We start from the raw sequence: 25328 nt of genomic DNA on the forward strand, positions 1-25328 counted from the left end.
CATTGGTCACACTCCTGTCACAATATTATTTTAGCGTACATGTGTACTCTGAAATTTTTCCCGGTTACTCTGATGTTTATAAAAAACACAGTTCTTACACCGTTATTCAGGAATGAAGCGCATGGCACAGAATCGTATACTTGCTCAGGGCTACTCGCTAGCCGAAGAGATCGCCAACAGCATTAGCCACGGAATTGGCTGCATATTCGGCATTGTTGGATTGGTGTTGCTGCTAACACAAGCGGTTGAAATGCGAGCCGACACCATTGCGATTACCAGCTACAGTCTGTATGGCGGCAGCATGATTTTACTGTTCCTCGCCTCAACGCTCTATCACGCCATTCCGCACCAAAAAGCGAAATATTGGCTGAAGAAATTTGACCACTGTGCGATCTATTTACTGATCGCGGGCACTTATACGCCTTTCCTGCTGGTGGGACTGAAATCACCGCTGGCGCAAGGGTTAATGGTGGTGATCTGGAGCCTGGCGCTGGCAGGCATCATCTTTAAACTGACGATTGCACACCGCTTTAAAGCGCTGTCTCTGTTCACCTATCTCAGCATGGGTTGGCTGTCGCTGGTGGTGATTTATCAGTTGGCGACCAGGCTGTCAGCCGGAGGTGTGTGGTTGCTGGCTGCGGGCGGGATTGTCTACTCGCTAGGGGTGATTTTCTATGTCTCGCGGCGTATTCCTTACAACCACGCTATCTGGCACGGCTTTGTGCTGGGTGGCAGCGTGTTGCACTTCTGCGCGATCTATTTTTATGTCGCCTGAGCTTACTGAGCGGTTGATATAAAAAGTGTCACCACCGGGTGTGACTTTCGACAAAGTCGCCATAAATGGCGACCTTACGGGGAAACATGCGGGGTTACTTAAGGTGCGCATTCATGCGCACCTGGAAAGGCAAATCAATCGACCAATGAATACGGCAGTGGCTGAATCGTCAGTTTCCCGCCTTCATCACCTTCCACGCGCAGTACGCTGTCTGGCTCCAGATCGTTGTTCATCACCACCTGCACCCACACGCTACCGTCATCCAGCTGCACACTGCTCAATACGGTGCCGGTACGACGCCATTTGTCGCCCATTTGCAGCTCCATCGATCCGTCAGCCTGCGGTACTTTGCTGGCGCTGCCCGCCAGCCAGTAAAGCGCACGCTTGTTGGCCCCGCGGAATTTAGCTCGCGCCACCATCTCCTGACCGGTGTAACAGCCTTTCTTAAAGCTAATCGCATCCAGCGCCTGCAGGTTGGTTGCCTGCGGAATCAACTGCGCGCTGGTGGCGGTTTCAATCACCGGAATGCCCGCTTCAATATCCAGCGCCAGCCACTGCGTGCTGTCATTGAACTGTGCAGCACCGGCTAACTTCTCTTTCAACGTTTCTGCCTGAGCCAGCGTGGTCACCAGCAGGAAACGTTCGGCGGGGTGTTCAAACCACAGCAGCGTGCTCTCGCCTTGTTGTACCACCGGTGTTTCTGCATCCGGCAGGGTGGCAAACACATCAGCCAGTGCCGTGCGTGCCTGAAAACCGGCCACACCCAGCAGCACTGCATCATCATCGGCAGCGATGGTGACTTTGGCGAACACCGCATATTTCTTCAGTTCGTTAAGTTGCTGCTCACGCAGATTGCGGCGCACGATGTAGGCGTAACCTTCGCCGCGATGAAACAGACGCAGGTTACTCCACATTTTACCTTTGGCATCACAATGGGCTGCCGGACGATGCTGGGTGGCGTCCATTGCAGCAACATCTAAAGTGACCTGGCCTTGCAGATATGACGTACTGTCTTTGCCCTGCACCGACACCAGCGCCCACTCGTCGAGGGAGATCAGGGTTAATGGCAGGCGTGAGGCCGCAGCAGGCTGGCGTGGCGGAAGGGTGAAAATCGGCATGGGTGCGTCCTGATTAATAACAATATTGCTTCCAATGTTAAAAGAGCAGTGCTGCTTTGCAACCTGTTTACCTCATCTGGCGCACAAATCGCGTGATAACCCTGCAATGGGTAGAACTGTTGTGCGCAATATCACGCAGTGTTCAGCGCTGCGCCTGCAGGCAGAGAAAAAAGCAGGTACACTGAGCGCCACTGTTTTCAGCCATGGAAAAAAGACACATGGAAATTCATGATAAAGCTCGCGTTCAGTGGGCGTGCCGTCGCGGCATGCTGGAGCTGGATGTCTCCATCATGCCGTTCTTCAAATACGAATATGACTCGCTCACTGACACCGATAAGCAGGTGTTTATCGCCCTGCTCAAGAGTGACGATCCCGACCTGTTTAACTGGTTGATGAACCACGGCGAGCCCGCTGATCCAGAGTTCAAGCGCATGGTGCAACTGATTCAGCAACGCAACCGTGAACGCGGACCGGTTCCAATGTGATGTGCAGCCGTCACGCAGCGCTCGGGCGCTTAACGTGACGCTGTATGTGCTGGGCACCGTTTGGCTGTTGAGTCTTGAGTGGCCCGAGGGCTGGGCGTGGGGCAAAGCCCCGCTGCTGATTCTGATGCTGATGGAGTGCGGGCGCAATGAGCGTCGGCTCAGGCAGCGCACCGGTCGCTTAGGGCTGGATGAACAGGGTGACTGGCATTGGTATGGAAAGCGCTGGCAATTAGCTCGGCAGGCAGATTGGTTGCCTTTCGGCGTATTGTTAACGTTGCAAAACCAGCAGGGCACGCGCTGGCGGCTGTGGTTGATGATGGATAACCTGCCGCCCTATGCATGGCGCTCACTGCGCGCCTGCTGTTTTCTGCGTGACAGAGATGCGTCGCGTTAAAGCAGTGCGGCCGTTTCCGTCAGAATCTGTTCGCACCACTGTTCGACACGATCTTCACTCAGCTCGAACTGATTCACGTCGTCGAGTGCCAGGCCGACAAACTGGGTGCCGTCAGCCGTGAGTGGTTTTTTGCTGGCAAACTCATAGCCTTCCAGCGGCCAGTAACCAACAAACTGCACGCCCATCGGCTGCAGCAATTCATGCAGCATGCCGAGCGCATCCAGGAACCATTCTGAATATTCGGCCTGATCGCCCATGCCGTACAGCGCGACAATTTTACCCTGCAAATTCAGCGCGGGCAGTTGCTGCCACACTGCTTCCCAGTCCTCCTGCAACTCACCGAAATCCCAGGTGGGAATGCCGAGGATCAGCAAATCGTACTGCTCCATCAGCGAGGGATCCTCATCTTTGAGGTTGTGCAGCGTGACTAACTCTTCACCGATAAAATCGCGAATCTTCTCCGCCGTCATCTCGGTGTAACAGGTACTTGAACCGTAAAACAGACCGATATTCATGCAATTAATGCTCTGACTGAAACTCACTTTGGCGCAATTGTACCAGAAGCAGGTGACTTTCAGGCATAATGAGCACGATTTCACACGTGTTTGGGGGGAACCGTGCAGGATAGCGATCTGATTGAACAATTTCTGGATGCGCTCTGGATTGAGCGTAACCTGGCGCAAAATACCCTTGCGTCTTATCGCCAGGATTTGCAAACGCTCACCGGCTGGCTACACCACCACGAACGCACGCTGCTGACGCTGGAAGCGCTCGATCTTCAGCAGTTTCTCGCCGAACGCGTCGAAGGCGGCTACAAGGCCACCAGTTCTGCGCGCACGCTCAGCGCGATGCGTCGCCTGTTTCAATACCTCTATCGCGAAAAGCTGCGCAGTGACGACCCCAGCGCACTACTCTCCGCGCCCAAACTGCCGCAGCGATTGCCTAAAGACCTGAGTGAAAACCAGGTAGAACGTCTGCTGCAGGCACCGAGTATTGATGTGCCGCTTGAGCTACGTGACAAAGCGATGCTGGAACTGCTGTATGCCACCGGTTTACGTGTGTCGGAGCTGGTGGGTTTAACCCTCAGCGACATCAGTTTGCGTCAGGGCGTGGTGCGCGTGATCGGCAAAGGTAACAAAGAGCGACTTGTGCCATTAGGTGAAGAAGCGATTTACTGGCTGGAGCACTATATGGCGCACGGTCGACCGTGGTTGTTGAATGGGCAAACGCTGGATGTGATGTTCCCCAGTAACCGCGCGCAACAAATGACGCGTCAGACTTTCTGGCATCGCATCAAACACTATGCCACCCTTGCCGGTATCGACAGCGAAAAGCTATCACCACACGTGCTTCGTCACGCATTTGCCACACATTTACTGAACCACGGTGCGGATTTGCGCGTCGTACAGATGTTGCTGGGACACAGCGACCTCTCCACCACCCAAATTTATACGCATGTAGCAACTGAGCGCCTGCGTCAGTTACATCAACAGCATCATCCGCGTGCTTGAACCGCGGCAACAAGGAATTGAGATGAAAAAACAGTTAACGATGCTGGCATTGCTGGTCAGCGCCTTTGCCGGTCTGGCTCATGCCGATGACAGCGCGATTCAGCAAGCCCTGAAAAAACTCGGTTTGCAGCAGACCGAGATTCAGCCTTCACCGCTGCCAGGCATGAAAACCGTGCTGACCGAGAGCGGTGTGCTGTACGTCTCTGAAGATGGTAAACACATGATTCAGGGCCCGCTGTACGATGTCAGCGGTGCACAGCCGGTGAACGTGACTAACCAACTGCTGGACAAAAAAATGAACGCGCTGGCGCCGGAAATGATCGTCTACAAAGCGCCAAAAGAGCAGCATGTGATTACCGTGTTTACCGATATCACCTGTGGCTACTGCCACAAGCTGCATGAGCAGATAGCCGACTACAATGCGCTGGGCATCACCGTTCGTTACCTGGCATTCCCGCGTGAAGGTTTGCACGGCCAGGTGGAAAAAGCCATGCGTGCCATCTGGTGCAGCGCCGATCGCAACAAAGCCTTTGATGCCGCGATGAAAGGCGATGTACCGCAAATGGATGCACCAGCGACCTGTAAGATTGATCTGGATAAGCATTACCAACTCGGCATCCTGTATGGCATTCAGGGCACCCCAGCGATTCTCACCGACACCGGCGCGATGATCCCGGGCTATCAGGGCCCGCAGGAGCTGAAACAGGTTCTTGATGGCCAGAAGCGGGGCGGTTAATCCACAGTGATGCATTCTGTCGAACTGCGTCGGCGTGAAATTCAGGCTGACGCCAGCTTACCTGATACCTTACCCCCGCTACTGCGCCGCCTATACCTGCAACGTGGTGTCAAAGAGGCCGCTGAGCTCGAGCGTGGTGCAAAACATCTGTTGCCGTGGCAAACCCTGGGTGGCATCGATCAAGCGGTAGCCTTACTGCATCAGATGCTGGAAACCGGTCGCCGTATTGTCGTGGTCGGTGATTTCGATGCCGATGGCGCAACCAGCACCGCGTTAACGGTCTTAGCGCTGCGCAGCATGGGCGGCAATGTCGATTATCTGGTGCCGAACCGCTTTGAAGATGGCTACGGCCTGAGCCCTGAAGTGGTAGAGCAGGCGCGCGCGCGCGGTGCGGAGATGATTCTCACCGTGGATAACGGCATCTCTTCCCATGCAGGCGTAGAAACCGCCCATCAGCACGGTATTCCCGTGCTGATCACCGATCACCACTTGCCTGGCGAAACGTTGCCAGCAGCGGAAGCGATCGTTAACCCGAATCTCAATGACAGTGCCTTCCCTTCGCGGTCGTTGGCCGGTGTGGGCGTGGCGTTTTATCTGATGCTGGCGCTGCGTGCACACCTGCGTTTGCAGAACTGGTTTAGTGATGGCCGAAACGAGCCCAATCTGGCGGAGTGGCTGGATCTGGTGGCGCTAGGTACAGTGGCTGACGTGGTGCCGCTGGATGCCAATAACCGCATTCTGGTGTGGCAGGGCTTGAGCCGCATCCGCGCTGGAAAATGCCGGGCGGGGATTCGCGCGCTGCTGGAGATCGCCAACCGCGATGCGCGTCAGTTGGCGGCCAGCGACCTCGGTTTTGCTGTCGGGCCACGTCTCAATGCTGCTGGCCGTCTTGATGATATGTCAGTGGGCGTGGCGCTCCTGCTTACCGAAGATATCGCGCAGGCACGCATGCTGGCGAATGAGCTTGATGCATTGAATCAGACGCGCAAAGAGATTGAGCTGGGCATGAAAAGCGAGGCGTTGGCGCTGTGCGATGAGCTTGAGCGCCAGCACACCGATTTGCCGCTTGGCCTGGCGTTCTACCATCCCGAGTGGCATCAGGGCGTGGTCGGCATTCTGGCCTCACGTCTCAAAGAGCGTTTTCATCGTCCGGTCATCGCCTTCGCGCCAGCGGGCGACGGCACGCTTAAAGGCTCGGGCCGCTCGATTGCGGGGCTGCACTTACGTGATGCACTGGAGCGTCTCGACACGCTCTATCCGGGCATGATGATTAAGTTCGGCGGCCACGCGATGGCGGCGGGCCTGTCGCTGGAAACCGAGAAGTATGATCTGTTCCGCGAACGCTTCGCCGCGCTGATCGACGAGTGGTTGGATGGTGAGGCGCTGCAGGGTGTGATTTGGTCCGATGGCGAACTGCATGCGCAGGAGTTCACGCTGCACACCGCTGAAATGCTGCGTGAAGCCGGTCCCTGGGGCCAGGCTTTTCCGGAGCCAGTGTTCGACGGCCAGTTCAAATTGCTGCAACAAAAGCTGGTGGGCGAGCGCCACCTCAAGGTGATGATTGAGCCACTGGGCGGCGGCCCACTGTTGGATGGCATCGCGTTTAACGTTGATACGACCTTGTGGCCGGATACCAGCGTGCGCCAGGTGAAGCTAGCCTACAAACTCGATATCAACGAATACCGTGGCAACCGCTCGGTTCAACTGATTATCGACCATATCTGGCCGGTATAACCGCGCATTCTGTTGCGCTATCTCGCATACCTGCAATGCTACAAAGTACGCGCAGTTTCGGGTAAACTAGCGCGTTACTTTTTATCCCCTTTCACCGAATCGTCAAAAAAGACTGAAAAGCCATGTTTGAAATTAATCCGGTCAAAAATCGTATTCAAGACCTCACCGAGCGCAGCGACGTTCTTAGGGGGTATCTTTGACTATGATGCCAAGAAAGAACGCCTCGAAGAAGTAAACGCCGAGCTGGAACAGCCTGACGTCTGGAACGAACCTGAACGCGCGCAGGCGCTGGGTAAAGAACGTGCTTCGCTGGAAGCGGTAGTAGAAACCTTAGATCATATGCGTCAGGGCCTGGAAGATGTGCAGGGCTTGCTGGATCTGGCGGTAGAAGCCGACGACGAAGAGACCTTCAACGAAGCCGTTATCGAGCTGGATGGTTTAGAAGCCAAGCTGGGCGAACTCGAATTCCGTCGCATGTTCTCTGGCGAGTATGACAGCGCCGACTGCTACATGGATATTCAGGCCGGTTCTGGCGGCACCGAAGCGCAAGACTGGGCCAGTATGCTGCTGCGCATGTACCTGCGTTGGGCAGAAGCCAAAGGTTATAAAACCGAAATCATTGAAGAGTCAGATGGTGAAGTGGCCGGTACTAAATCCGCCACCATTAAAATCATCGGTGACTACGCGTTTGGCTGGCTGCGTACCGAAACTGGCGTCCATCGCCTGGTGCGTAAGAGTCCATTTGACTCCGGCGGCCGTCGTCATACCTCATTCAGTTCGGTGTTTATCTACCCGGAAGTGGATGACAACATCGATATCGACATCAATCCCGCCGATCTGCGTATCGACGTTTACCGCGCCTCGGGTGCGGGTGGTCAGCACGTTAACAAAACCGAGTCTGCGGTGCGTATTACCCACTTGCCGACCAACATTGTGGTGCAGTGCCAGAACGACCGTTCACAGCACAAAAACAAAGATCAGGCTTTCAAGCAGTTGCGTGCGAAGCTGTACGAATATGAGATGCAGAAGAAAAACGCTGACAAGCAGGCCGCGGAAGACAACAAATCCGACATTGGCTGGGGCAGTCAGATTCGCTCATACGTACTTGACGATTCACGTATCAAAGATCTGCGCACTGGCGTAGAGACGCGCAACACCCAGGCGGTGCTGGATGGCGACATCGACCGCTTCATTGAAGCAAGTTTAAAAGCAGGGTTATAAGGAACCGACATGTCTGAACAACAACCGCAGAGCGCTGATGCCGCCCTTGAGTTAAACAACGAACTGAAAGCGCGTCGCGAAAAACTCAGCGCGCTGCGTGAAAAGGGCATCGCGTTTCCTAACGATTTCCGTCGCGATACCACGTCTGATGTGCTGCACGCCGGCTATGACGCAAAAGAGAACGAAGAGCTGGAAGCGCTCGGCGTTGAAGTGAGCGTGGCCGGTCGTATGATGACCCGCCGCATCATGGGTAAAGCCTCTTTTGCCACCCTGCAGGATGTTGGCGGCCAGATTCAGATCTACGTATCACGTGACGATCTGCCAGAAGGCGTCTACAACGAGCAGTTCAAAAAGTGGGATCTGGGCGATATCCTTGGCGCACGCGGTAAGTTGTTCAAGACCAAAACCGGCGAGCTGTCGATCCACATCACGGAACTGCGTCTGCTGACCAAAGCGCTGCGTCCACTGCCGGATAAATTCCACGGCCTGGCCGATCAGGAAACCCGTTACCGTCAGCGTTATCTCGATCTGATCTCTAACGACGAATCACGTAATACTTTCAAAGTGCGCTCTAAAATCATGGCCGGCATCCGTCAGTTCATGGTTAACCGCGACTTTATGGAAGTGGAAACCCCAATGATGCAGGTGATTCCTGGCGGCGCGTCAGCCCGTCCGTTCATCACCCATCACAATGCGCTCGACATCGACATGTACCTGCGTATTGCACCAGAGCTGTACCTGAAGCGTCTGGTGGTCGGCGGCTTCGATCGCGTGTTCGAGATCAACCGTAACTTCCGTAACGAAGGTATTTCGCCACGTCATAACCCAGAGTTCACCATGATGGAACTCTATATGGCGTATGCGGATTACAAAGATTTGATCGAGCTGACCGAAAGCCTGTTCCGCACCCTGGCGCAGGATGTGCTGGGCGCCACTGAAGTGCCTTATGGTGACCACACCTTCGATTTCGGTAAACCGTTTGAGAAGCTCACCATGCGTGAAGCGATCAAGAAATACCGTCCGGAAACCGACCTGAACGATCTGGAAGACTTTGATAAAGCCGTTGCGATTGCCAAATCGCTGCATATCAAAGTAGAGAAGAGCTGGGGTCTGGGCCGCGTCGTCACTGAGATCTTCGAAGAGACCGCAGAAGCACACCTGATTCAGCCAACCTTCATCACTGAATACCCGGCTGAAGTGTCACCGCTGGCACGTCGTAACGACGAGAACCCGGAAATCACTGACCGCTTTGAGTTCTTCATCGGCGGTCGTGAAATCGGTAACGGCTTCTCCGAGCTGAACGATGCAGAAGATCAGGCAGAGCGTTTCCTGCAGCAGGTTAACGCGAAGGATGCAGGCGATGACGAAGCGATGTTCTATGACGAAGACTACGTCACTGCACTGGAGCACGGCCTGCCGCCAACCGCAGGTCTCGGCATTGGTATCGACCGTATGGTGATGCTGTTCACCAACAGCCACACCATCCGCGACGTGATCCTGTTCCCGGCTCTGCGTCCAACCAGTAAGTAAGGCAAAACGGTGCGCATAAATCCGCGCACTTTGCCGTAAGTCTTAGAGGTCGCCATTATGGTGGCCTTTTTTTATGGCGCTGCTTTTTACCCGGCGGCATTTTCATTTCTATTCCCCTGGCAAAATTCCTGATGACAACCCGGCACGCTCTGTGCAGGATAGTTTTTTTATTTTCAGGGAATCACCATGAGTGCAAAAGCGGCAACGTTAGAGGGCCGGATTCAACAGCACTGGGATCAACTCTCCAGCCACGAGCAGCGTCTGGCTGACGTGCTGCTGGCGGCACCTGGCCAGCTGGCGATGAATACCGCCACCGAACTGGCACAGAGCGCGGGCGTTTCCAAAGCCACCACCACGCGTTTTTTCCGTCATCTCGGTTACGAAAGCTATGAAGCCGCGCGTCGGCAGGCGCGTGAGATGCAGAGCAGCGGCTCACCGCTCTATTTGCAGGCCGTACCAACCGCATCACCGCTGGCCAGCATCATGCAGCAGCACCTGGAAAAAGAGATCGCTAATCTGGTCAACAGCTATCGCACGCTCGACAGTGAACAGCTGCAGCAGGCGGTGAGCGCCATTGCGCAGTCACGCCGCGTGGTGGTGATGGGCTGGCGTCACAGCCAGACCATTGCCCAGCTGATTTACCGCGATCTGGTGCATATCCATCCTGACGTGCGTTTGCTGCCGCGTCCCGGCGATTCGCTGGCGGAGCATCTGGCGGCGCTGAATCAGCAGGATGTGGTGATTTGTGTTGGCCTGCGTCGTCGCATGCCTGCGCTGGAAGCGGCGATGAATGCGCTGGCAGAACGCAACGTGCCGATGCTGTATATCGCCGATGTGCTCTCCGGCAAACCAGCGCGTCACGCGCAGTGGGTGGTGCGCTGCCACACCGACAGCAGCCTGATGTTCGACAGCACCGCCGCGCTCTCCGGCGTATGCAATCTGCTCTGCTCACTGGTGGCCCGGCAAATGGGCAAAACCAGCAATGATTATCTGGCGCAGGTTGAAGCCTTGCACCAATCCCTCGACGAACTCGAATAATGCCCCGTTCTGGCGCGCCGTGCGCCAGCATTCGCACCAAAAAAGTGCAACTATCGTCTCATCTTCGCAGTCCATTTTCTCGTCCATGAAACCTGAGAAACTAATTTTTAAAATAAAGAAACAATTGTTTCTAACTGATTTTATTCAGTAATACCCTCTTTACCCCAAAGGTGTTAGCTGGGTGGTGAAAAAACTGGCACAAAATATGCTCAGTAGAAAAAGACATTTCACCAACACCAGGGAAACACCACAATGAAAAAAACAGCACTGCTGATCGCCGCACTTCTCTCCGTTGGCACCATGGCGCAGGCGCAAGCCGATACCCTGAGTGACATCAAAAGCAGCGGCAAAATTACCGTTGGTATCGATCCAACCTTTCCTCCATACGAATACACCGACGACAAAGGCGAGATCACCGGCTATAGCGTGGCGATCATGCAATCCTTCGCCAAAGATCTCGGTGTGAAACTGGAGTTTCAGAAAACCGCCTTCAGTGGCATTTTGCCGGGCCTGATCTCTGGCTCGTTCAACGCCGAAGGTTCTTCTCTTAACGTCACCGCCGAGCGCGCGAAGAAAGTGCTGTTCACCGTGCCTTATAGCAAAACCGTTAACGGCGTGCTGGTACGTGAAAGTGAAGCCAGCACCTTCGGCGGCAAAACGCTCAGCCCGGAGAGCCTGTCTGGCCTGCGTGGCGCGGTAAAAACCGCCAGCGTGCCAGAGCAGTTGCTGAAAGGCTTCAACGAGCAGCTGAAAAAAGAGGGTAAAAAACCCATCACTATCATCAACGTGGATTCGCTGGATCAGACGGTTAGCACCCTGATGACCAAACGCGCGGACTTCGTTTATGACGACATCTCCGTGCTGGCCCCGGTCGCGAAAAAATACGCCGGAAAAGTGGCGCAGGTGGGTGAAGTCGGTCCATCGCAGTGGATGGGCTGGGCGACACGTAAAGAAGACGGCAGCCTGAACAAAGCCATTAGCGACCACATTCTGGCAATGCAGAAAGATGGCGAGCTGACCAAACTGCAGCAGCAGTATCTCGGCACCACCTTTACCGTGCCCGCCAGCGATTTCATTCCCCAGGAGTAATTATGTGCCAGTGCAACCTGACGGTGCCTGCGGGCCATGGCAAAACCTTCCGCGTGCGTAAGGGCCAGTTTATTACCGTGATTGACAGTGAAGGGCAGCAGGCGGCGGATTTCGTCGCCGTTAACGCCGATGATTTAAACGAAAAGCTGTCGCCGGTGCATACCCGCCAGCATCTACGCTCGCTGTTTTTCAAGCCCGGCGATGCGCTGTGGTCGAGTGAAAACCGTCCGATGCTGCGGATTCTGGCGGACAGCATCGGCATTCACGATGCCAACGTGCCAGCCTGCGATCGTACCCGCTTTAGTGTCGATTTCGGCGTCGAAGGCCATCGCAACTGCGTGGACAACCTGCTGGAGGGCATGAAAGCCTTTGGCGTGACGTACTTCTCGCTGCCTGAGCCGTTCAACCTGTTCCAGAACGGTCCGGTGACCGCCGATGGCCGAATGGAAGTGACCGATCCCAACAGCAAAGCAGGCGACAGCATTACCTTTGAAGCGCTGTGCGACCTGATTTGCTCGGTATCGTCCTGCCCGCAGGACATCATTCCCGGCAACGGTTTACAGGTCACGCCGATTGATATCGTGGTGAGTGACGTGTTTCACGCAGAGGAGATGAATCATGCTGTTAATGCGTGAAAGTTATGAAGAGACCGCTGAGCGCACGCTGGCTCAGTCGGTCACGGTGGAACCGGGCAGCGTCGGGTCGATTAAGGTGCTGCGCGGCCAGTTGCTGCGCATCACGGCGCAGGGCGACGGCGCGGTGGCTTCTCTGTTTGGCTTCAGCCTCGCCGATCCGGCGGTGTGGCTGTCGGTGCATCACACTCGCGTCTTCAGCAACAGCTATCTGCTGGGTTCCGGAATGCGTCTGGTGAACAACCGCCGCCGTCCGATGATGGTGCTGGGCAAAGACAGCGTGAAGCGTCACGACCTGCTGCTGCCTGCCTCTACCCGCGCCTTCCTGACGGAAAAAGGGTATCAGGGTGAAGGTTGTTTGGAAGCGGTGAGCGGCGAGCTGGCGCGCCTGGGCATGGAAGTGCCGAAGCTGCCGGACCCGATCAACCTGTTTATGCACGTCAAGCTGACACGAGCCGGCGACATCCTGCCGGAGGCGAACCTCACCAAAGCAGGCGACAGCATCACCTGTCGCGTGGTGATGGATACGCAGTTCATCGTCTCGGCCTGCAACACCGGCATCGAGGGCAACGATCAACCGGCACCGCTGTTGCTGTCGGTGGCGGAAAACCTGCACGACTTTAACGCGGAGTAACGCATGGGGCTGGATCAACAGGTAGTGGCCGCGCTGCCGGAACTCGGACACGGCCTGCTGATGACGTTGGTACTCACGGTACTGGCGTCATTGGTCAGCGTGGTGATGGGGCAGCTTGGCTGCTTCCTGCAACTGCGCCGTGCCTGGATCTGGCGCGCTATCGGCCGACTCTATGTCAGCCTGATGCGCGGTACACCGGCCATCGTGCAGCTGTTCGTGGTGTTTTTCACCTTACCGCGCTTGGGATTGGGCGGTCAGCCAATGCTGGCCGCGGTGATTGCCATCGGCCTTAACAGCGGTGCTTACGTGGCAGAGATTTTGCGCGTGAACCGTTCACTTGTCACGCGCGGTCAGCTCGAAGCTGCACGCACGTTGGGGCTCAGCCGCTTCTTAACCTGGTGGTATGTGATCAATCCGCAGGTGATGCGTGCCAGCCTGCCGATGCTGGTTAACGAGTTCACCATCCTGCTGAAAACCACGCCGCTGGCCTCGGTGGTGGCGCTGACCGAACTGACTTACGCCGGACAGATTGTGATTGCGCGCACTTATGAAGCCACGCAGGTGCTGCTACTGGTGGCGGCTGGATATCTGCTGATCGCCATGCCGCTGATTGCCGCTGCCCGACGTCTGGAAGCTAAACGGAGGATCGCCTGATGGATTGGCAAGCCATTCTCACTTCCCTGCCTTCGCTGGGAGACGGCATGATCGCCACGCTGCAACTGTGCATTGTCGCCGCACTCTGTTCGCTGGCGTGGGGCGGGCTGATGGCATTACTGCTAATGCGCGCTTCGCCGTTCTGGTTGCGCTTGCTCAACCTCTACAGCGGCTTAACGCTCGCACTGCCGCTGCTGGTAGTGATCTATCTGCTCTATTTTGTGCTGCCAGAGTACGACATCACGCTGTCATCGCCGGTGGTGGGCGTGCTGGCCCTGACGCTCTATTACGCGCCCTATATCGCACAGGTTATTCGTGCGGCAATAGAGGCATTGCCGAAGGGGCAGTGGGAAGCTTGCCGCGTGCTGGGCCTGAGCCGCAGCGAGCAGCTGCGGGATGTGGTGCTGCCGCAAACCCTGCCGCAGATGCTATCGCCGCTGGTCGGGCTGATGATTGGTTTGATTAAAGACTCGGCGCTGCTGTCGATTGTCTCGGTGCAGGAGTTTATGTACGCCGCCAAACAGGCGATTTCAGATACCTACGCGCCGCTGGAGATCTATCTCACGGTGGCGCTTTGTTACTGGCTGCTCAACAGTCTGATCGACTGGCTGGCACGCGGCCTTGAATCTCGCATGACGCGCTATCGTCGCGGCATGCAGCATTAATCAGGAGAACACTATGTCAGCTGAATATCAGCATCGTGAAGCGATCACCATTCCCGCGCGCTACGGCAAAGCGGTGCGTCTGAAGAAAGGGGAAGCGGTGCAGGTGATCAATCTGCATGGCACTCAGGTAGTGGATTGCTGGGCGTACAACGCCGAAGACGTCACTGAGTACATGTGTATGGAAGCGACGCGCGTGTGGAATCAGCGTCTTAATCCCAAAGTCGGTGACAGCTTTATCACCAGCCAGCGCCACCCGATTCTGACGCTGGTGGCGGATACCTCACCCGGCGTGCATGATTCCTTTATGGCGGCCTGCGATGCGCGTCGTTATGAGCTGCTGGGCTGCACCGAGTATCACCGCAACTGCCACGATAACCTGTTTGAGGGCATGCGCGAATTAGGTGTCGAGCTGCCGCACGGTAATCTGGCGTCACTGAATATTTTTATGAACATTCAGGTGCAGCCGGACGGTATCACGTTGAAAACGCTGCCGGTGGTGACTAAGCCCGGCGACTACATTGTGCTGCGCGCTGAGATGGATTGCTACGTGGCATTCTCCGCCTGCCCACAGGATATCGTCAGCATTCAGGGGCAGGGCGACAACACTCCGCGTGACGCTGAACTGCGTATTCTGACCGCCGGCTTCCCGCAGGTGCAGTTGAAAGGGGCCTGGGTGCCAGCGTAATTACGATTTCACGACCTGATCCAGCCACACCTGAAAACGCGAATAAGGCACATACAGCGCTACATCCTTATACAAGGTCTTACCACTTTTATTGTCGTCAATCGCGCTGCTGTAGCCGACAATTACCCCCGCCAGCGTATCATCGCTGGCGTTGTACACCGCACCACCCGACATGCCTTTCACTACACCGGCATTCGCCGCGACCACCACACAACTCGGTTTATTCCAGTCGTTGGCCAGTGTGGTGTTGATCAAATTCTTGCCGCTTGAGGCCACCGGCATGGCAGAGATAAAGCTGTAACCGTAGAGATTGACGTTGTCGCCGATATGGCTATTGCGGAACGGTGGGGGAAGATTGGGTTCAGTGTTCTTGTGGTACACCACGGCGATATCGCACTCGGGATGCCAGGCTTTCACCCGATACATCGAGTATTTCGCCACGTGCGCGGCCGTTAAGCTGTATTCAGGCGTCAGTGGAATGGTGGTGCCCAGCGCGCCAATGCCCAGCACGGTAGGAATGCCGGTTACGGTCATATCGACGCGTTTTGCGGCTTCTTTGCTGTACTCATAGTGCCCCACGGAGCAGCCGCTCAGGCAACCCACTGTCAGTGCGATCAGCCATCGCATAGGTGTTCCCCCTGCATTGTTTGACACCGCATCACCGCGTAACTGGTTGAGGTATCGGCAATGCGCTCCCATCCTTTACTGATTGATTTCTCGCCGAAAGCTGAATTGCTGTGACAACGATCACAGCTAAATCAAGCGTAGCGTGAAAAGTGCCATCTGTCTCAGTGGTCAGCTGCAGTCACTTTCCCGCGCAGGGATTATTGCTTTGCAAGCAAAGATGCCTTGCAGCGCAGAGGCTGGTTGAGCTGCCAAGCCTGTGCTTTAATCAGAATGTGACGCAGTTCAAATATCTATAAGCGTCCGTTGTAACCGCACGGCGTTCGTTGTGCGGCCTGCCTGCAAAACATTTTAGGAGAGTGTGTTATGCCTGTTGCATTACTGGCGCTGGCGCTGAGTGCGTTCGCCATCGGCACCACGGAGTTCGTGATTATGGGATTACTGCCGGAAGTGGCGGGCGATCTGCAGGTAACGATTCCTTCAGCAGGATGGCTGATCAGTGGTTATGCACTGGGCGTAGCCATCGGTGCACCGATCATGGCGTTGCTGACGGCGAAGCTGCCGCGTAAACGAACCCTGATTCTGTTGATGATCATCTTCATCATCGGCAACGTGCTGTGCGCGCTGGCGTACACCTACAACCTGCTGATGCTGGCGCGCGTGGTCACCGCACTCTGTCACGGGGCCTTCTTCGGGATTGGTGCGGTAGTGGCGGCGAGTCTGGTGGCACCGAGCCGTCAGGCCTCGGCGGTGGCGCTGATGTTCACCGGCTTAACCCTCGCCAACGTGCTGGGTGTGCCGCTCGGCACCTGGTTTGGTCAGATGTTTGGCTGGCGTGCCACCTTCTGGGGCGTGGCGATCATCGGCATCCTCGCTTTTATCGCTTTGATTGTCAGTCTGCCAACCAACAAAGAAGAGAAACCGGTACATCTGGCGAGTGAAGTCAGCGCGCTGGCAAATGGCAAACTGTGGCTGTCGCTGCTGATGACAGTGTTCTTTGCTGCTGCGATGTTTGCGCTGTTCAGCTATATCGCGCCGCTGTTGTTGCAGGTCACGGGCATCACCGATCGTGGCGTGAGCTGGACGCTGTTCCTGATTGGCGCGGGCTTAACCGTCGGTAACATCCTCGGCGGCAAACTGGCCGACTGGAAAGTTTCCTTCAGCCTGATCCTCAGCTTTGTGCTGATCGCCGTCTTCTCGCTGCTGTTCAGCTGGACCAGCCACGCGCTGTGGCTGGCGGAAATCACGCTGTTCCTGTGGGCGATGGCGACCTTCGCTACCGTGCCTGGCTTGCAGATTAACGTGGTGCGCCACGGTAAAGACGCTCCAAACCTGGTCTCCACGCTGAACATCTCTGCGTTCAACGTTGGTAATGCGCTCGGTGCCTGGGTGGGCGGCGCGGTGATCGATAAAGGCTACGGGCTGACGTCAGTGCCGGTCGCCGCCGCTGCACTGGCGGTGGTCGGTCTGGTCATCTGTCTGATCACCTTCCGCAAATCAGGCGGGCAGGGCGAAACGGTACGCGCTTAAACCAGACGCTCGGCAATGCGTTGGGTAAAGGTGGCCACCTGCTGTTGCAGGTGGTCGCAGAAATGATCAACCAGCGCTGACGCCGGGCGATGCTGTGGCCGCACCAGACTGACGGTGAACGGCACAGCAATACTGAATCTGCGCATCACCACACCGCTGTCGGCATAGTCCAGTGCCGTCAGCGGATTCACAATCGAAATCCCCACGCCGGCGCGCACCATCGCGCATACCGATGCCGCACTGTGCGTTTCCAGCACTAAACGGCGCTCCACCTGTTGCTCATGGAACAGCGAGTCCAGCAGCTGACGATAGCTATCACTGCGTGACAAGCTGACGTAATTCTCCCCCTGAAAATCCTGCGGCGTTAACACCTCACGCTGGCACAGCGGATGGTTGGGCGGCAGCACGCACACTTCATCGCAGGTCAGCAGCGGTACGCGCTCGGTGCCTGCCGGGGCATGCTGGGTTTCGGTCAGACCCAGATCGTAGCGCTGTGCCGACAGCCACTCTTCCAGCAGCGGCGACTCCTGCGGAATGATGTTCAGGCTGACCTGCGGATAGCGTTGCAGAAAGGGTTGCAGCAGTGGTGGCAGCAGTGACTGCGAGAACACCGGCAAACAGGCAATCGACAGCTCGCCCTGACGGAACTGACGCAAACCTTCGGCGGCATCCATGATGCGGTCTAAGCCGTACCAGGATCGCTGAACTTCTTCATACAGCCGTAAACCCTGCACCGTGGGCTGCAAACGTCCACGCACTCGCTCAAACAGTTCCAGACCCAGCTGCTGCTCCAGCCGCGCCAGCTCACGGCTGACGGTTGGCTGTGAGGTGTGCAACAACGCGGCGGCTTGCGTCAGGTTGCCGCTGGTCATCACCGCGTGGAAAATTTCGATATGCCGCCAGTTAATTTTTGCCATAGCTCCTCCGCTAGTCCATATCATATTTGTATAGCTGACGCTAAAACAGATATTTTTCTGAATTGAATGGCTGTGGCTAAATAGTGGCAAAGACACAGGAGAATTGAGATGCCACGTCCACTGAACAACACCGAAACGGCCCTGACCGCCGCTAATTTACTGCCACTGGCACAGCGTTATACCGGTCCATTCTGGGCCTACGATGCCGCCATCATTCAGCAGCGTATTGCGCAGTTGAGCGCGTTTGACGTGGTGCGTTTTGCCCAGAAAGCCTGCTCCAACATTCATATTCTGCGCCTGATGCGTGCCGCAGGCGTGAAGGTCGATTCCGTTTCCCTGGGTGAAATTGAGCGCGCGCTGGCCGCCGGTTTCCAGCCGGGCGGCGAAGATATTGTCTTCACCGCTGACGTTTTTGATCAGCCAACCCTGGCGCGTATCGCGGAATTGAAAGTGCCGGTCAACGCCGGTTCTGTGGATATGCTGCATCAGCTTGGCGCGGTCTCTGCGGGCCATAAAGTGTGGCTGCGTATCAACCCGGGTTTTGGTCATGGGCACAGTCAAAAAACCAATACCGGTGGCGAGAACAGCAAGCATGGCATCTGGCATAGCGATCTGCCGCTGGCGCTGGCAGCGATTCAGCAGCACGGCCTGACATTAGTGGGTCTGCATATGCACATCGGTTCCGGTGTCGATTACGGTCACCTGCAGCAGGTGTGTGACGCGATGGTCGATCAGGTCATCGAATTTGGTCAGGATCTGGAAGCGATTTCAGCCGGTGGTGGCTTGTCGATTCCTTACCGCTTCGGCGAAGAAGCCATTGATACCCAACACTATTTCGGTTTGTGGAGTGGCGCACGTGACCGCATTGCGGCGCATCTTGGTCATGCGGTGAAACTGGAGATCGAACCGGGTCGTTTCCTGGTGGCGGAGTCTGGCGTGCTGGTGTCGCAGGTGCGTGCGGTTAAGGAGATGGGCAGCCGTCACTTTGTGCTGGTGGATGCCGGTTTCAGCGATCTGATGCGTCCATCGATGTACGGCAGCTATCACCACATTTCTGTGCTGCCAGCTGATGGTCGTGCATTGAGTGATGCAACGGTGGAGAGCGTGGTGGCGGGGCCGCTGTGCGAGTCTGGCGATGTGTTCACCCAGCTGGAAGGCGGTAAAGTCGAAACGCGTGCACTGCCTGCGGCTCAGGTCGGCGATTATCTGGTGTTCCACGATACCGGCGCATACGGCGCTTCGATGTCTTCCAACTACAACAGCCGTCCGCTGATTCCGGAAGTGCTGTTTGAGAATGGCGCTCCGCGTGAAATTCGTCGTGCGCAGACTATTCAGGAGCTGCTGGCGCTGGAGCTGATGTGATCAACATTGTTCCACTCAGTGAAGTCCCACATCACGCCAGTCATATCACCGACTGGCTGTGGCAGGCGTTTGGTGCAGGGACGTCGCGCGAGTTTTACGACAGCATTGTGCGCAGCAGCCTGAACGGTGCCGAGTATCCGGTGACCTTTGTGGCGCTGGATGGCGATGTGCCGTTGGGCACGGTGGGATTCTGGCGCTGTGATCTCATCAGCCGTCAGGATCTCTATCCGTGGATCGCCGCGCTGTATGTGGATGAACATGCGCGCGGCAATGGCCTGAGTGAAGCGCTGCAGCAGCATGTGTTGAATTATGCCCGCAAGCGCGGGCATGAAAAGCTGTGGCTGTGGTCAACGTTCGGCGGCTACTACGAGCGCTTTGGCTGGCAGTATCAGTGTGATGCGCTGGAGTTCCCGGATGTGCGGGTGAAGGTCTATTCGCAGGATTTGTGACCCGGTGCGCATTGATGCGCACCTGGAAATCAACCCGGTCCGCTCACCGAATGCCTTCTCACCAGCGTCGGGCTAAACATATTGGTCACCTCCGGCATTTCCGTGCCGTTGGCTAACGCCAGCGCCAGCTGTGCCGCCTGCTGCGCCATGGTGACAATCGGATAACGCACCGTGGTCAAACGTGGACGCACATAGCGTGAGACCAGCACATCATCAAAACCAATCAGCGACATCTCTTCCGGCACGCGAATGCCGTTATCACTCAACACCGCCAGCGCGCCAGCCGCCATGGAGTCGTTGTAACAGGCCACCGCTGTGAACTGCTTACCGCGCCCCAGCAATTCCGTCATCGCTTGTTCACCCCCGACTTCGTCCGGCTCGCCCCACGCCACTAAGCGGTCGTTGGACGGCAAGCCGTGCTCTTTCAACGCGTCGTAGTAACCTTGCAGGCGGTCTTCGGAGTCAGAAATAGGGTGGGTCGAGCAGATAAAGGCGATTTGCGTATGACCTTGCTGAATCAGATGGCGCGTTGCCAGCCAGGCACCGTAACGGTCATCCAGCGCGATGCAGCGCGATTCAAAGCCTTTCAGCAGTCGGTTGAGCAGCACCATGCCCGGCACTTGCTTCATCAGCACTTCCAGGTCGGCATCAGGAATTTTCTTGGCGTGTACTACCAGCGCATCACAGCGATGACGCATCAGTTGCTCAATCGCCTGACGCTCTTTTTGCTCAATGTGGTAACCGTTACCAATCAGCAGGAAGTTGCCGGTGGCACCGGCGACTTCATCGACCGCTTTCACCATCGCGCCGAAAAACGGATCGGAAACGTCACCCACCACCAGACCCAGGGTTTCGGTGGATTGCTGCGCCAGCGCGCGTGCATTGGCGTTCGGGTGATACTGCAACTGCTCCATTGCCTGGGTCACGGCGAGGCGTGAACTCTCGCTGGCTTTGGGCGAATTATTGATGACGCGGGAAACGGTCGCGACCGATACCCCAGCCATGCGGGCAACATCCTTAATGGTAGCCATGCGGTTACTTGCATCCGGGAAAACGTTTACACATCCCATCAGTGTTACGGAAAACAGTACCTGTAGCAACCCGCGAGAATGCCAGCGCTGTCGCAAAAGTGCGGAAAATCAGGCGCTCACAGCCAGACTTCAGCGCGTCAGGGCGGCATGGTATGCTGCCAGCACGATTCAGACCTGTCTGCCGGACCCAATGACCATGAAAACACGCGTGCCACACCTGGCGCACTGGGGCGCATTTACCGCCGTCACCGAAAATGATCGCCTGATTGGCTGTGAACCCTTTTTCGCCGATGCCGATCCGTCGCCGATGCTCAATACCATCCCCGAACTGGTCTATTCGGATAAGCGTATTCGCCAGCCGATGGTGCGCCGTTCGTGGTTGAAGTCGCGCGAAAACAGCGATCGCACCCTGCGTGGACGTGAAGATTTTGTTGCGGTTGATTGGGATACCGCGCTGGATCTGGTGGCAGAAGAGAATCGCCGCGTGCGCGATCGCTACGGCGCGTCAGGGATTTTCAACGGCTCCTATGGCTGGTCTTCGGCGGGGCGCGTTAACCATGCGCGCACCCTGATCCGTCGTTTCTATTTTCAGGGAGGCGGCGGGGTGGATCAGCAGGGCAACTACAGCTGGGGCGCCGCGCAGTTCTTCCTGCCTTACGTAATTGGCACCTATATGCCGCTCACCGGCCGCGTCACCGACTGGCCGAGCGTGGTGGAGCATGCCGACATCTTTATCGCCTTCGGTGGTCTGGCGCTGAAAAATGCCCAGGTGGCGTCGGGCGGTGCCGGACAGCACAGCCTGAAACCGGCGCTGGAGCAGCTGAGCGCCAAAGGCACGCCGATCATCAACATCAGCCCAATGCGCGATGACTGCCCGGCGTTTGTGAATGCCGAGTGGATTCCGATTCGCCCGAATACCGATGTGGCGTTGATGCTGGCGCTTGGCTTCGAAATCACCCGCCGTAACGCGCTGGACGAAAGTTTCCTCGTCAGCCATTGCACCGGCTGGCAGCAGTTACGTGAATATCTGCTGGGCGAAAGCGACGGCATCGCCAAAACGCCGGAGTGGGCGAGTGCCATCACCGGCATTCCGGCGGCGCGTATCGCGATGCTGGCACAGCAGCTGATTGGCAAACGCAGCTTTATCACTTGTTCTTATTCGGTACAGCGTGCCCATCGCGGTGAGCAGCCGTACTGGATGATGATTGCGCTCTCTTCAATGCTTGGTCAGCCGGGCTTGCCGGGCGGCGGCTTCTCGTTTGGTCATGGGTCGATGAACAGCGTCGGCAACCCGCGTCAGGAAGGGCCCGCGCCGATGATGAGCACCGGGCCGAATCCCGGCAACTTCTCGATTCCGGTCGCGCGCATCAGCGATATGCTGCTCAATCCCGGCCAGCCTTACCATTTCCAGGGCGAAACCTTGCACTATCCCGATATCCATCTGGTGCACTGGGCGGGCGGTAATCCGTTCCACCACCATCAGCAGCTTAACCGCCTGGTGGAAGGCTGGCAGCGCCCGGATACCGTTATCGTGCAGGATATCGTCTGGACCCCGGCGACGCAGATGGCGGATATCGTGTTACCCGCCACCACCACGCTGGAGCGCAACGACATCGGCGGATCTTCACGCGATCGTTTTGTGTTTGCGATGCATCAGGCGGTGAAACCGCAGCATCAGGCGCGTCATGACTTCGATATCTTTGCGGATATCGCCGATCGACTTGGCTACCGCGATCTGTTTACCGAAGGGCGCAACGAGATGCAGTGGATTGAACACCTGTATCAGCAGTGTGCGGTGGCGCACGCGCGCAAAGATATCCACTTCCCGGAGTTTGGTGAATTCTGGGAGCGTGGTTTCGTTGAGATCCCGGAAGGTGGCAAGCCGTATGTGTTTATGGATGATTTCCGTGCTAACCCGCAGGCCCATCCGATCCAGACCGCCAGTGGTAAAATCGAGCTGTTCTGTCAGACCATCGCCGATTATCAACTGGAAGATTTTGCCGGACATCCCGAGTGGCGTGAGCCGCAGGAGTGGTTGGGCGCACCGCTGAGCGGGGATTTCCCGCTGCATATGATCTCGATTCAGCCCTCGGATCGGCTGCACAGCCAGATGGACGCGACTGCCACGGTGCAAGCGAATAAAACGGCCGGGCGTGAAACCTTATATATGCATCCGCAGGACGCCAGTGCGCGTGGGATTGTGGATGGCGACGAAATCGAAGTCAGTAATGCGCGTGGCCGTATGCTGGCCGGTGTGCGTCTGACCGATGGCTTAACGCCAGGGGTGGTGATTATCTCCACTGGCGCCTGGTTTGATCCCGGATTCGGCCGCACCTGGCAGCCGTGGGACCGTGCCGGTAACCCCAATGTACTTACGCTGGATATCGGCACCTCGTCACTGACGCAAGGCCCTAACGCCATGAGTTGCCTGGTGGAAATCAAAAAACACCTGATGTGAATGGGGTGCTAACAATCTCACCGCTGGTTACATTTTGCGGGTAACTGTTGCGTTTGAGAGATGGAGAACCGTCATGCCACCTTGCTACAGTCAGGGTCCCAGAGGTATTGATGGGTGAACATCAAAAAGTTTTCTTGATTACACCGACCTGCGCAGATGCGCAGGTTTTTTTTGCCTGTCGTTCCCGCTAACGAACTGAAACACAGTTTTCCTGTCAACTCGCTTTACCTTTCTTTATAACTGCGGATAACAAGCTTGAAAAAACTGTTTATTGCAGCGGAATGCTATGCCCCGTATAAAAAAACTTCTGGGAAAAGACCAGATCAAAGCCCCATTTAACCCGTTTCGTTTTCGCCTGATTTGTCTGGGTGTCTTCAGCTGCATGGTGTTGCTGCTGATCTTCGTCGGTGACCTGCAACTGATTAAGCATCCGATGCTGGAGCACGAGGCCGATCAGCGTTCACTGCGCACCGTCACCTTGCCCACCAACCGTGGCACCTTACTGGATCGTGATGGCCAGGCACTGGCACTGAGCGTACCGGCGCGCGATATCATCGCCGACCCGATGCGCGTGCTGGAAGCCAATCCCGACTTTACCAACGCCAAATGGACCTATCTTGCCTCGGCGCTGAACTTACGTCCGGAAGAGTTGCGTGAGCAGATCACCGCGAACCCGAAAAAACGCTTCCTCTATCTTGGCCGTAAAATCGAACTAGGCATCGCCAAAGACATCGCCGAACTCCATCTCAAGGGCATCAGCTCGGTATACAACGACAGCCGCTTCTATCCAATGAGTGAAGCCGCTGCGCCGTTGATTGGCATTGTCGGTGCTGACAGCAATGGCCTGAACGGTCTGGAGAAAGGTTTCGACCACGTGCTGCAAGGTGAGCCGGGCAAAGAGGTTTATCGTCAGGACAAAGAGGGCAATATCGTGGCGATGCTGGATTACGAGCCGCCGAAGCAGCCGCCAACGGTACAGCTGAGTATTGATAAGTTTGACCAGTTCACCCTCTACAGCAAACTGCGCGATGGTGTGTTGCTGAATAAAGCGGATTCCGGTGCGGCAGTGCTGATCAAGATTGATACGGGCGAGATCCTGGCGATGGCTTCCTATCCTTCGTTCAACCCCAACAACTTCGATAACGCCACGCCTGCACAGATGCGCAACACGGCGATCAATGACAGCTACGAACCCGGCTCAACGGTGAAACCGCTGGTGGTGATGGAAGGGCTGGAGCGTCATCTGGTGCGTGCTGACTCGGTGATTGATACCACACCCTACAGCGTTAACGGCCACTTGATTCGTGACGTCGGCCACTGGCCGCGCCTGACCATGACGGGCATTTTGCAGAAATCGAGTGATATCGGCGTATCGCACATTGCGCTGGCGATGCCTGCTGAAGCGCTGGTGAACACCTATCAGGCGTTTGGCCTGGGTAAGCCGACCGGACTCGGGTTAACCGGCGAGAGCGTGGGCTACTTCCCGCTGCACCGTGAACGCTGGGCGGATATTGAACGTGCCACCTTTGCCTTTGGCTACGGCCTGCGTGTCACACCGCTGCAAATCGCCCGTGAATACGCCACGCTTGGTTCTTACGGCGTATATCGTCCACTGTCGATTACCAAAGTAACACCGCCGGTGTTGGGCAAGCAGGTGGCCGATCCGCAAATCGTGCAAACCGTGGTGCACATGCTGGAGAGTGACGTATTGCCTGGCGGTACCGGCGTCAAAGCCGCTGTGCCGGGTTACCGTCTGGCGACCAAAACCGGTACCGCAGAGAAAATGGGCACCAGCGGGAAGTACGATGGCGGTTACGTTAACTACACCGCCGGTATTGCTCCTGCCAGCCATCCTGAGGTGGCGCTGGTGGTGATGGTCAACCATCCGACAGCGGGCGATCACTTTGGTGGTTCGGTAGCGGCGCCGATTTTCGGCAGCATTATGGGGCCGGTGTTGAAGCATATGAACATTGCGCCTGACGCCATTTACAGCAAACCGACTTCGGATAAATCTTAGTAAAATCAGGATGTAACTGCCGTGAGGTGCTTTTCACAC

Annotated in this window: 25 protein-coding genes; 20 read left to right on the top strand and 5 right to left on the bottom strand. The window is 56.5% G+C overall.

All coding sequences use genetic code 11. The annotated features are described in order from the left end of the window. The first annotated feature begins 121 nt into the window (after positions 1-121). On the top strand, positions 122-775 hold the full coding sequence (gene trhA / locus F3J37_RS07795; RefSeq protein ID WP_166932882.1) for a PAQR family membrane homeostasis protein TrhA: 654 nt from the start codon (positions 122-124) through the stop codon (positions 773-775). 134 nt (positions 776-909) lie between these two features. Here trhA and ygfZ read toward each other — a convergent pair whose 3' ends face one another. Beyond that, entirely contained in the window at positions 910-1893 is a 984-nt protein-coding gene (gene ygfZ, locus F3J37_RS07800; RefSeq protein WP_034823187.1) for a tRNA-modifying protein YgfZ, read from the bottom strand. Positions 1894-2111: 218 nt separating this feature from the next. Here ygfZ and sdhE point away from each other — a divergent pair, with 218 nt between their 5' ends. Both sdhE and F3J37_RS07810 read left to right on the top strand, forming a co-directional pair. Further along, the gene (sdhE, locus tag F3J37_RS07805) at positions 2112-2378 is read left to right on the top strand and encodes an FAD assembly factor SdhE (RefSeq protein ID WP_038645011.1); all 267 of its coding nucleotides are present in this window, start codon (positions 2112-2114) and stop codon (positions 2376-2378) included. After that, positions 2353-2772, top strand: coding sequence for a protein YgfX (locus tag F3J37_RS07810; protein ID WP_166932884.1), 420 nt, complete (start codon positions 2353-2355; stop codon positions 2770-2772). The genes sdhE and F3J37_RS07810 overlap by 26 nt, the downstream gene beginning before the upstream one ends. Here F3J37_RS07810 and fldB read toward each other — a convergent pair. Then, positions 2769-3287: a flavodoxin FldB gene (fldB, locus tag F3J37_RS07815; protein ID WP_058961908.1), complete on the bottom strand. Its 519-nt coding sequence runs from the start codon at positions 3285-3287 to the stop codon at positions 2769-2771. The two genes, F3J37_RS07810 and fldB, sit on opposite strands and share 4 nt — an antisense overlap. Positions 3288-3389: 102 nt before the next feature. On the opposite strand from fldB, the gene xerD reads away from it, so the two are divergent. The 12 genes from xerD to F3J37_RS07875 all read left to right on the top strand — a co-directional run bounded on the left by xerD (position 3390) and on the right by F3J37_RS07875 (position 14901). Continuing rightward, on the top strand, positions 3390-4283 hold the full coding sequence (gene xerD, locus F3J37_RS07820) for a site-specific tyrosine recombinase XerD (protein ID WP_034823182.1): 894 nt from the start codon (positions 3390-3392) through the stop codon (positions 4281-4283). Positions 4284-4305: 22 nt separating this feature from the next. After that, positions 4306-5019, top strand: coding sequence for a bifunctional protein-disulfide isomerase/oxidoreductase DsbC (gene dsbC / locus F3J37_RS07825; RefSeq protein WP_166932885.1), 714 nt, complete (start codon positions 4306-4308; stop codon positions 5017-5019). Positions 5020-5028: 9 nt separating this feature from the next. Continuing rightward, positions 5029-6753 carry a single-stranded-DNA-specific exonuclease RecJ gene (gene recJ / locus F3J37_RS07830; RefSeq protein ID WP_166932887.1) on the top strand — a complete coding sequence of 575 codons (1725 nt, stop codon included), beginning with the start codon at positions 5029-5031 and terminating at the stop codon, positions 6751-6753. 122 nt (positions 6754-6875) lie between these two features. Continuing rightward, a protein-coding gene (gene prfB / locus F3J37_RS07835; protein WP_097118019.1) for a peptide chain release factor 2 occupies positions 6876-7974 on the top strand; the annotation gives its coding sequence in 2 pieces (ribosomal slippage) (positions 6876-6950 and positions 6952-7974; 1098 coding nt in all). Between the two features lie 9 nt (positions 7975-7983). Further along, complete coding sequence (gene lysS, locus F3J37_RS07840) at positions 7984-9504, top strand: lysine--tRNA ligase (protein WP_166932888.1); 1521 nt, start codon at positions 7984-7986, stop codon at positions 9502-9504. 186 nt (positions 9505-9690) lie between these two features. Continuing rightward, positions 9691-10542 (top strand): MurR/RpiR family transcriptional regulator, encoded by an 852-nt coding sequence (locus F3J37_RS07845; protein WP_097118017.1) that lies wholly within the window; start codon positions 9691-9693, stop codon positions 10540-10542. A 252-nt stretch (positions 10543-10794) separates the two neighbouring features. Continuing rightward, positions 10795-11631, top strand: a complete 837-nt coding sequence (locus F3J37_RS07850; protein ID WP_034823173.1) for a transporter substrate-binding domain-containing protein — start codon at positions 10795-10797, stop codon at positions 11629-11631. Between the two features lie 2 nt (positions 11632-11633). After that, positions 11634-12266 carry a DUF1989 domain-containing protein gene (locus tag F3J37_RS07855; protein ID WP_097118015.1) on the top strand — a complete coding sequence of 211 codons (633 nt, stop codon included), beginning with the start codon at positions 11634-11636 and terminating at the stop codon, positions 12264-12266. Further along, on the top strand, positions 12250-12897 hold the full coding sequence (locus F3J37_RS07860; protein WP_166932890.1) for an urea carboxylase-associated family protein: 648 nt from the start codon (positions 12250-12252) through the stop codon (positions 12895-12897). Before F3J37_RS07855 ends, F3J37_RS07860 begins: the two co-directional genes overlap by 17 nt. Positions 12898-12900: 3 nt before the next feature. Continuing rightward, on the top strand, positions 12901-13551 hold the full coding sequence (locus tag F3J37_RS07865) for an amino acid ABC transporter permease (RefSeq protein WP_034823169.1): 651 nt from the start codon (positions 12901-12903) through the stop codon (positions 13549-13551). Further along, entirely contained in the window at positions 13551-14216 is a 666-nt protein-coding gene (locus F3J37_RS07870; RefSeq protein WP_034823167.1) for an amino acid ABC transporter permease, read from the top strand. Before F3J37_RS07865 ends, F3J37_RS07870 begins: the two co-directional genes overlap by 1 nt. A 13-nt stretch (positions 14217-14229) precedes the next feature. Beyond that, positions 14230-14901, top strand: coding sequence for a DUF1989 domain-containing protein (locus F3J37_RS07875; protein ID WP_160868304.1), 672 nt, complete (start codon positions 14230-14232; stop codon positions 14899-14901). Here F3J37_RS07875 and F3J37_RS07880 read toward each other — a convergent pair whose 3' ends face one another. Continuing rightward, the gene (locus tag F3J37_RS07880) at positions 14902-15528 is read right to left on the bottom strand and encodes a trypsin-like peptidase domain-containing protein (protein WP_160868305.1); all 627 of its coding nucleotides are present in this window, start codon (positions 15526-15528) and stop codon (positions 14902-14904) included. 363 nt (positions 15529-15891) lie between these two features. Between F3J37_RS07880 and F3J37_RS07885 the strand changes: the two genes are divergently transcribed. Continuing rightward, on the top strand, positions 15892-17055 hold the full coding sequence (locus F3J37_RS07885; RefSeq protein ID WP_058961822.1) for an MFS transporter: 1164 nt from the start codon (positions 15892-15894) through the stop codon (positions 17053-17055). Here F3J37_RS07885 and F3J37_RS07890 read toward each other — a convergent pair. Beyond that, the gene (locus tag F3J37_RS07890; RefSeq protein WP_160868307.1) at positions 17052-17972 is read right to left on the bottom strand and encodes a LysR family transcriptional regulator; all 921 of its coding nucleotides are present in this window, start codon (positions 17970-17972) and stop codon (positions 17052-17054) included. The two genes, F3J37_RS07885 and F3J37_RS07890, sit on opposite strands and share 4 nt — an antisense overlap. A gap of 108 nt (positions 17973-18080) precedes the next feature. Here F3J37_RS07890 and lysA point away from each other — a divergent pair, with 108 nt between their 5' ends. Next, on the top strand, positions 18081-19334 hold the full coding sequence (gene lysA / locus F3J37_RS07895) for a diaminopimelate decarboxylase (RefSeq protein WP_166932892.1): 1254 nt from the start codon (positions 18081-18083) through the stop codon (positions 19332-19334). Continuing rightward, positions 19331-19783 carry a GNAT family N-acetyltransferase gene (locus F3J37_RS07900; protein WP_166932893.1) on the top strand — a complete coding sequence of 151 codons (453 nt, stop codon included), beginning with the start codon at positions 19331-19333 and terminating at the stop codon, positions 19781-19783. The genes lysA and F3J37_RS07900 overlap by 4 nt, the downstream gene beginning before the upstream one ends. A gap of 29 nt (positions 19784-19812) precedes the next feature. Here F3J37_RS07900 and galR read toward each other — a convergent pair whose 3' ends face one another. Next, positions 19813-20814, bottom strand: a complete 1002-nt coding sequence (gene galR, locus F3J37_RS07905) for an HTH-type transcriptional regulator GalR (RefSeq protein ID WP_034823157.1) — start codon at positions 20812-20814, stop codon at positions 19813-19815. A gap of 196 nt (positions 20815-21010) precedes the next feature. Here galR and F3J37_RS07910 point away from each other — a divergent pair, with 196 nt between their 5' ends. Both F3J37_RS07910 and F3J37_RS07915 read left to right on the top strand, forming a co-directional pair. Then, a complete protein-coding gene (locus F3J37_RS07910; RefSeq protein WP_166932895.1) occupies positions 21011-23272 on the top strand; it encodes a molybdopterin-dependent oxidoreductase in 2262 nt (753 codons plus the stop codon). Positions 23273-23558: 286 nt separating this feature from the next. Continuing rightward, complete coding sequence (locus F3J37_RS07915; protein WP_034823153.1) at positions 23559-25289, top strand: penicillin-binding transpeptidase domain-containing protein; 1731 nt, start codon at positions 23559-23561, stop codon at positions 25287-25289. The last annotated feature ends 39 nt before the right edge of the window (positions 25290-25328 follow it).

Origin of the sequence: Candidatus Pantoea communis (genome assembly GCF_011752685.1) — a bacterium.
Classification (GTDB): Bacteria; Pseudomonadota; Gammaproteobacteria; order Enterobacterales; family Enterobacteriaceae; genus Pantoea; species Pantoea communis.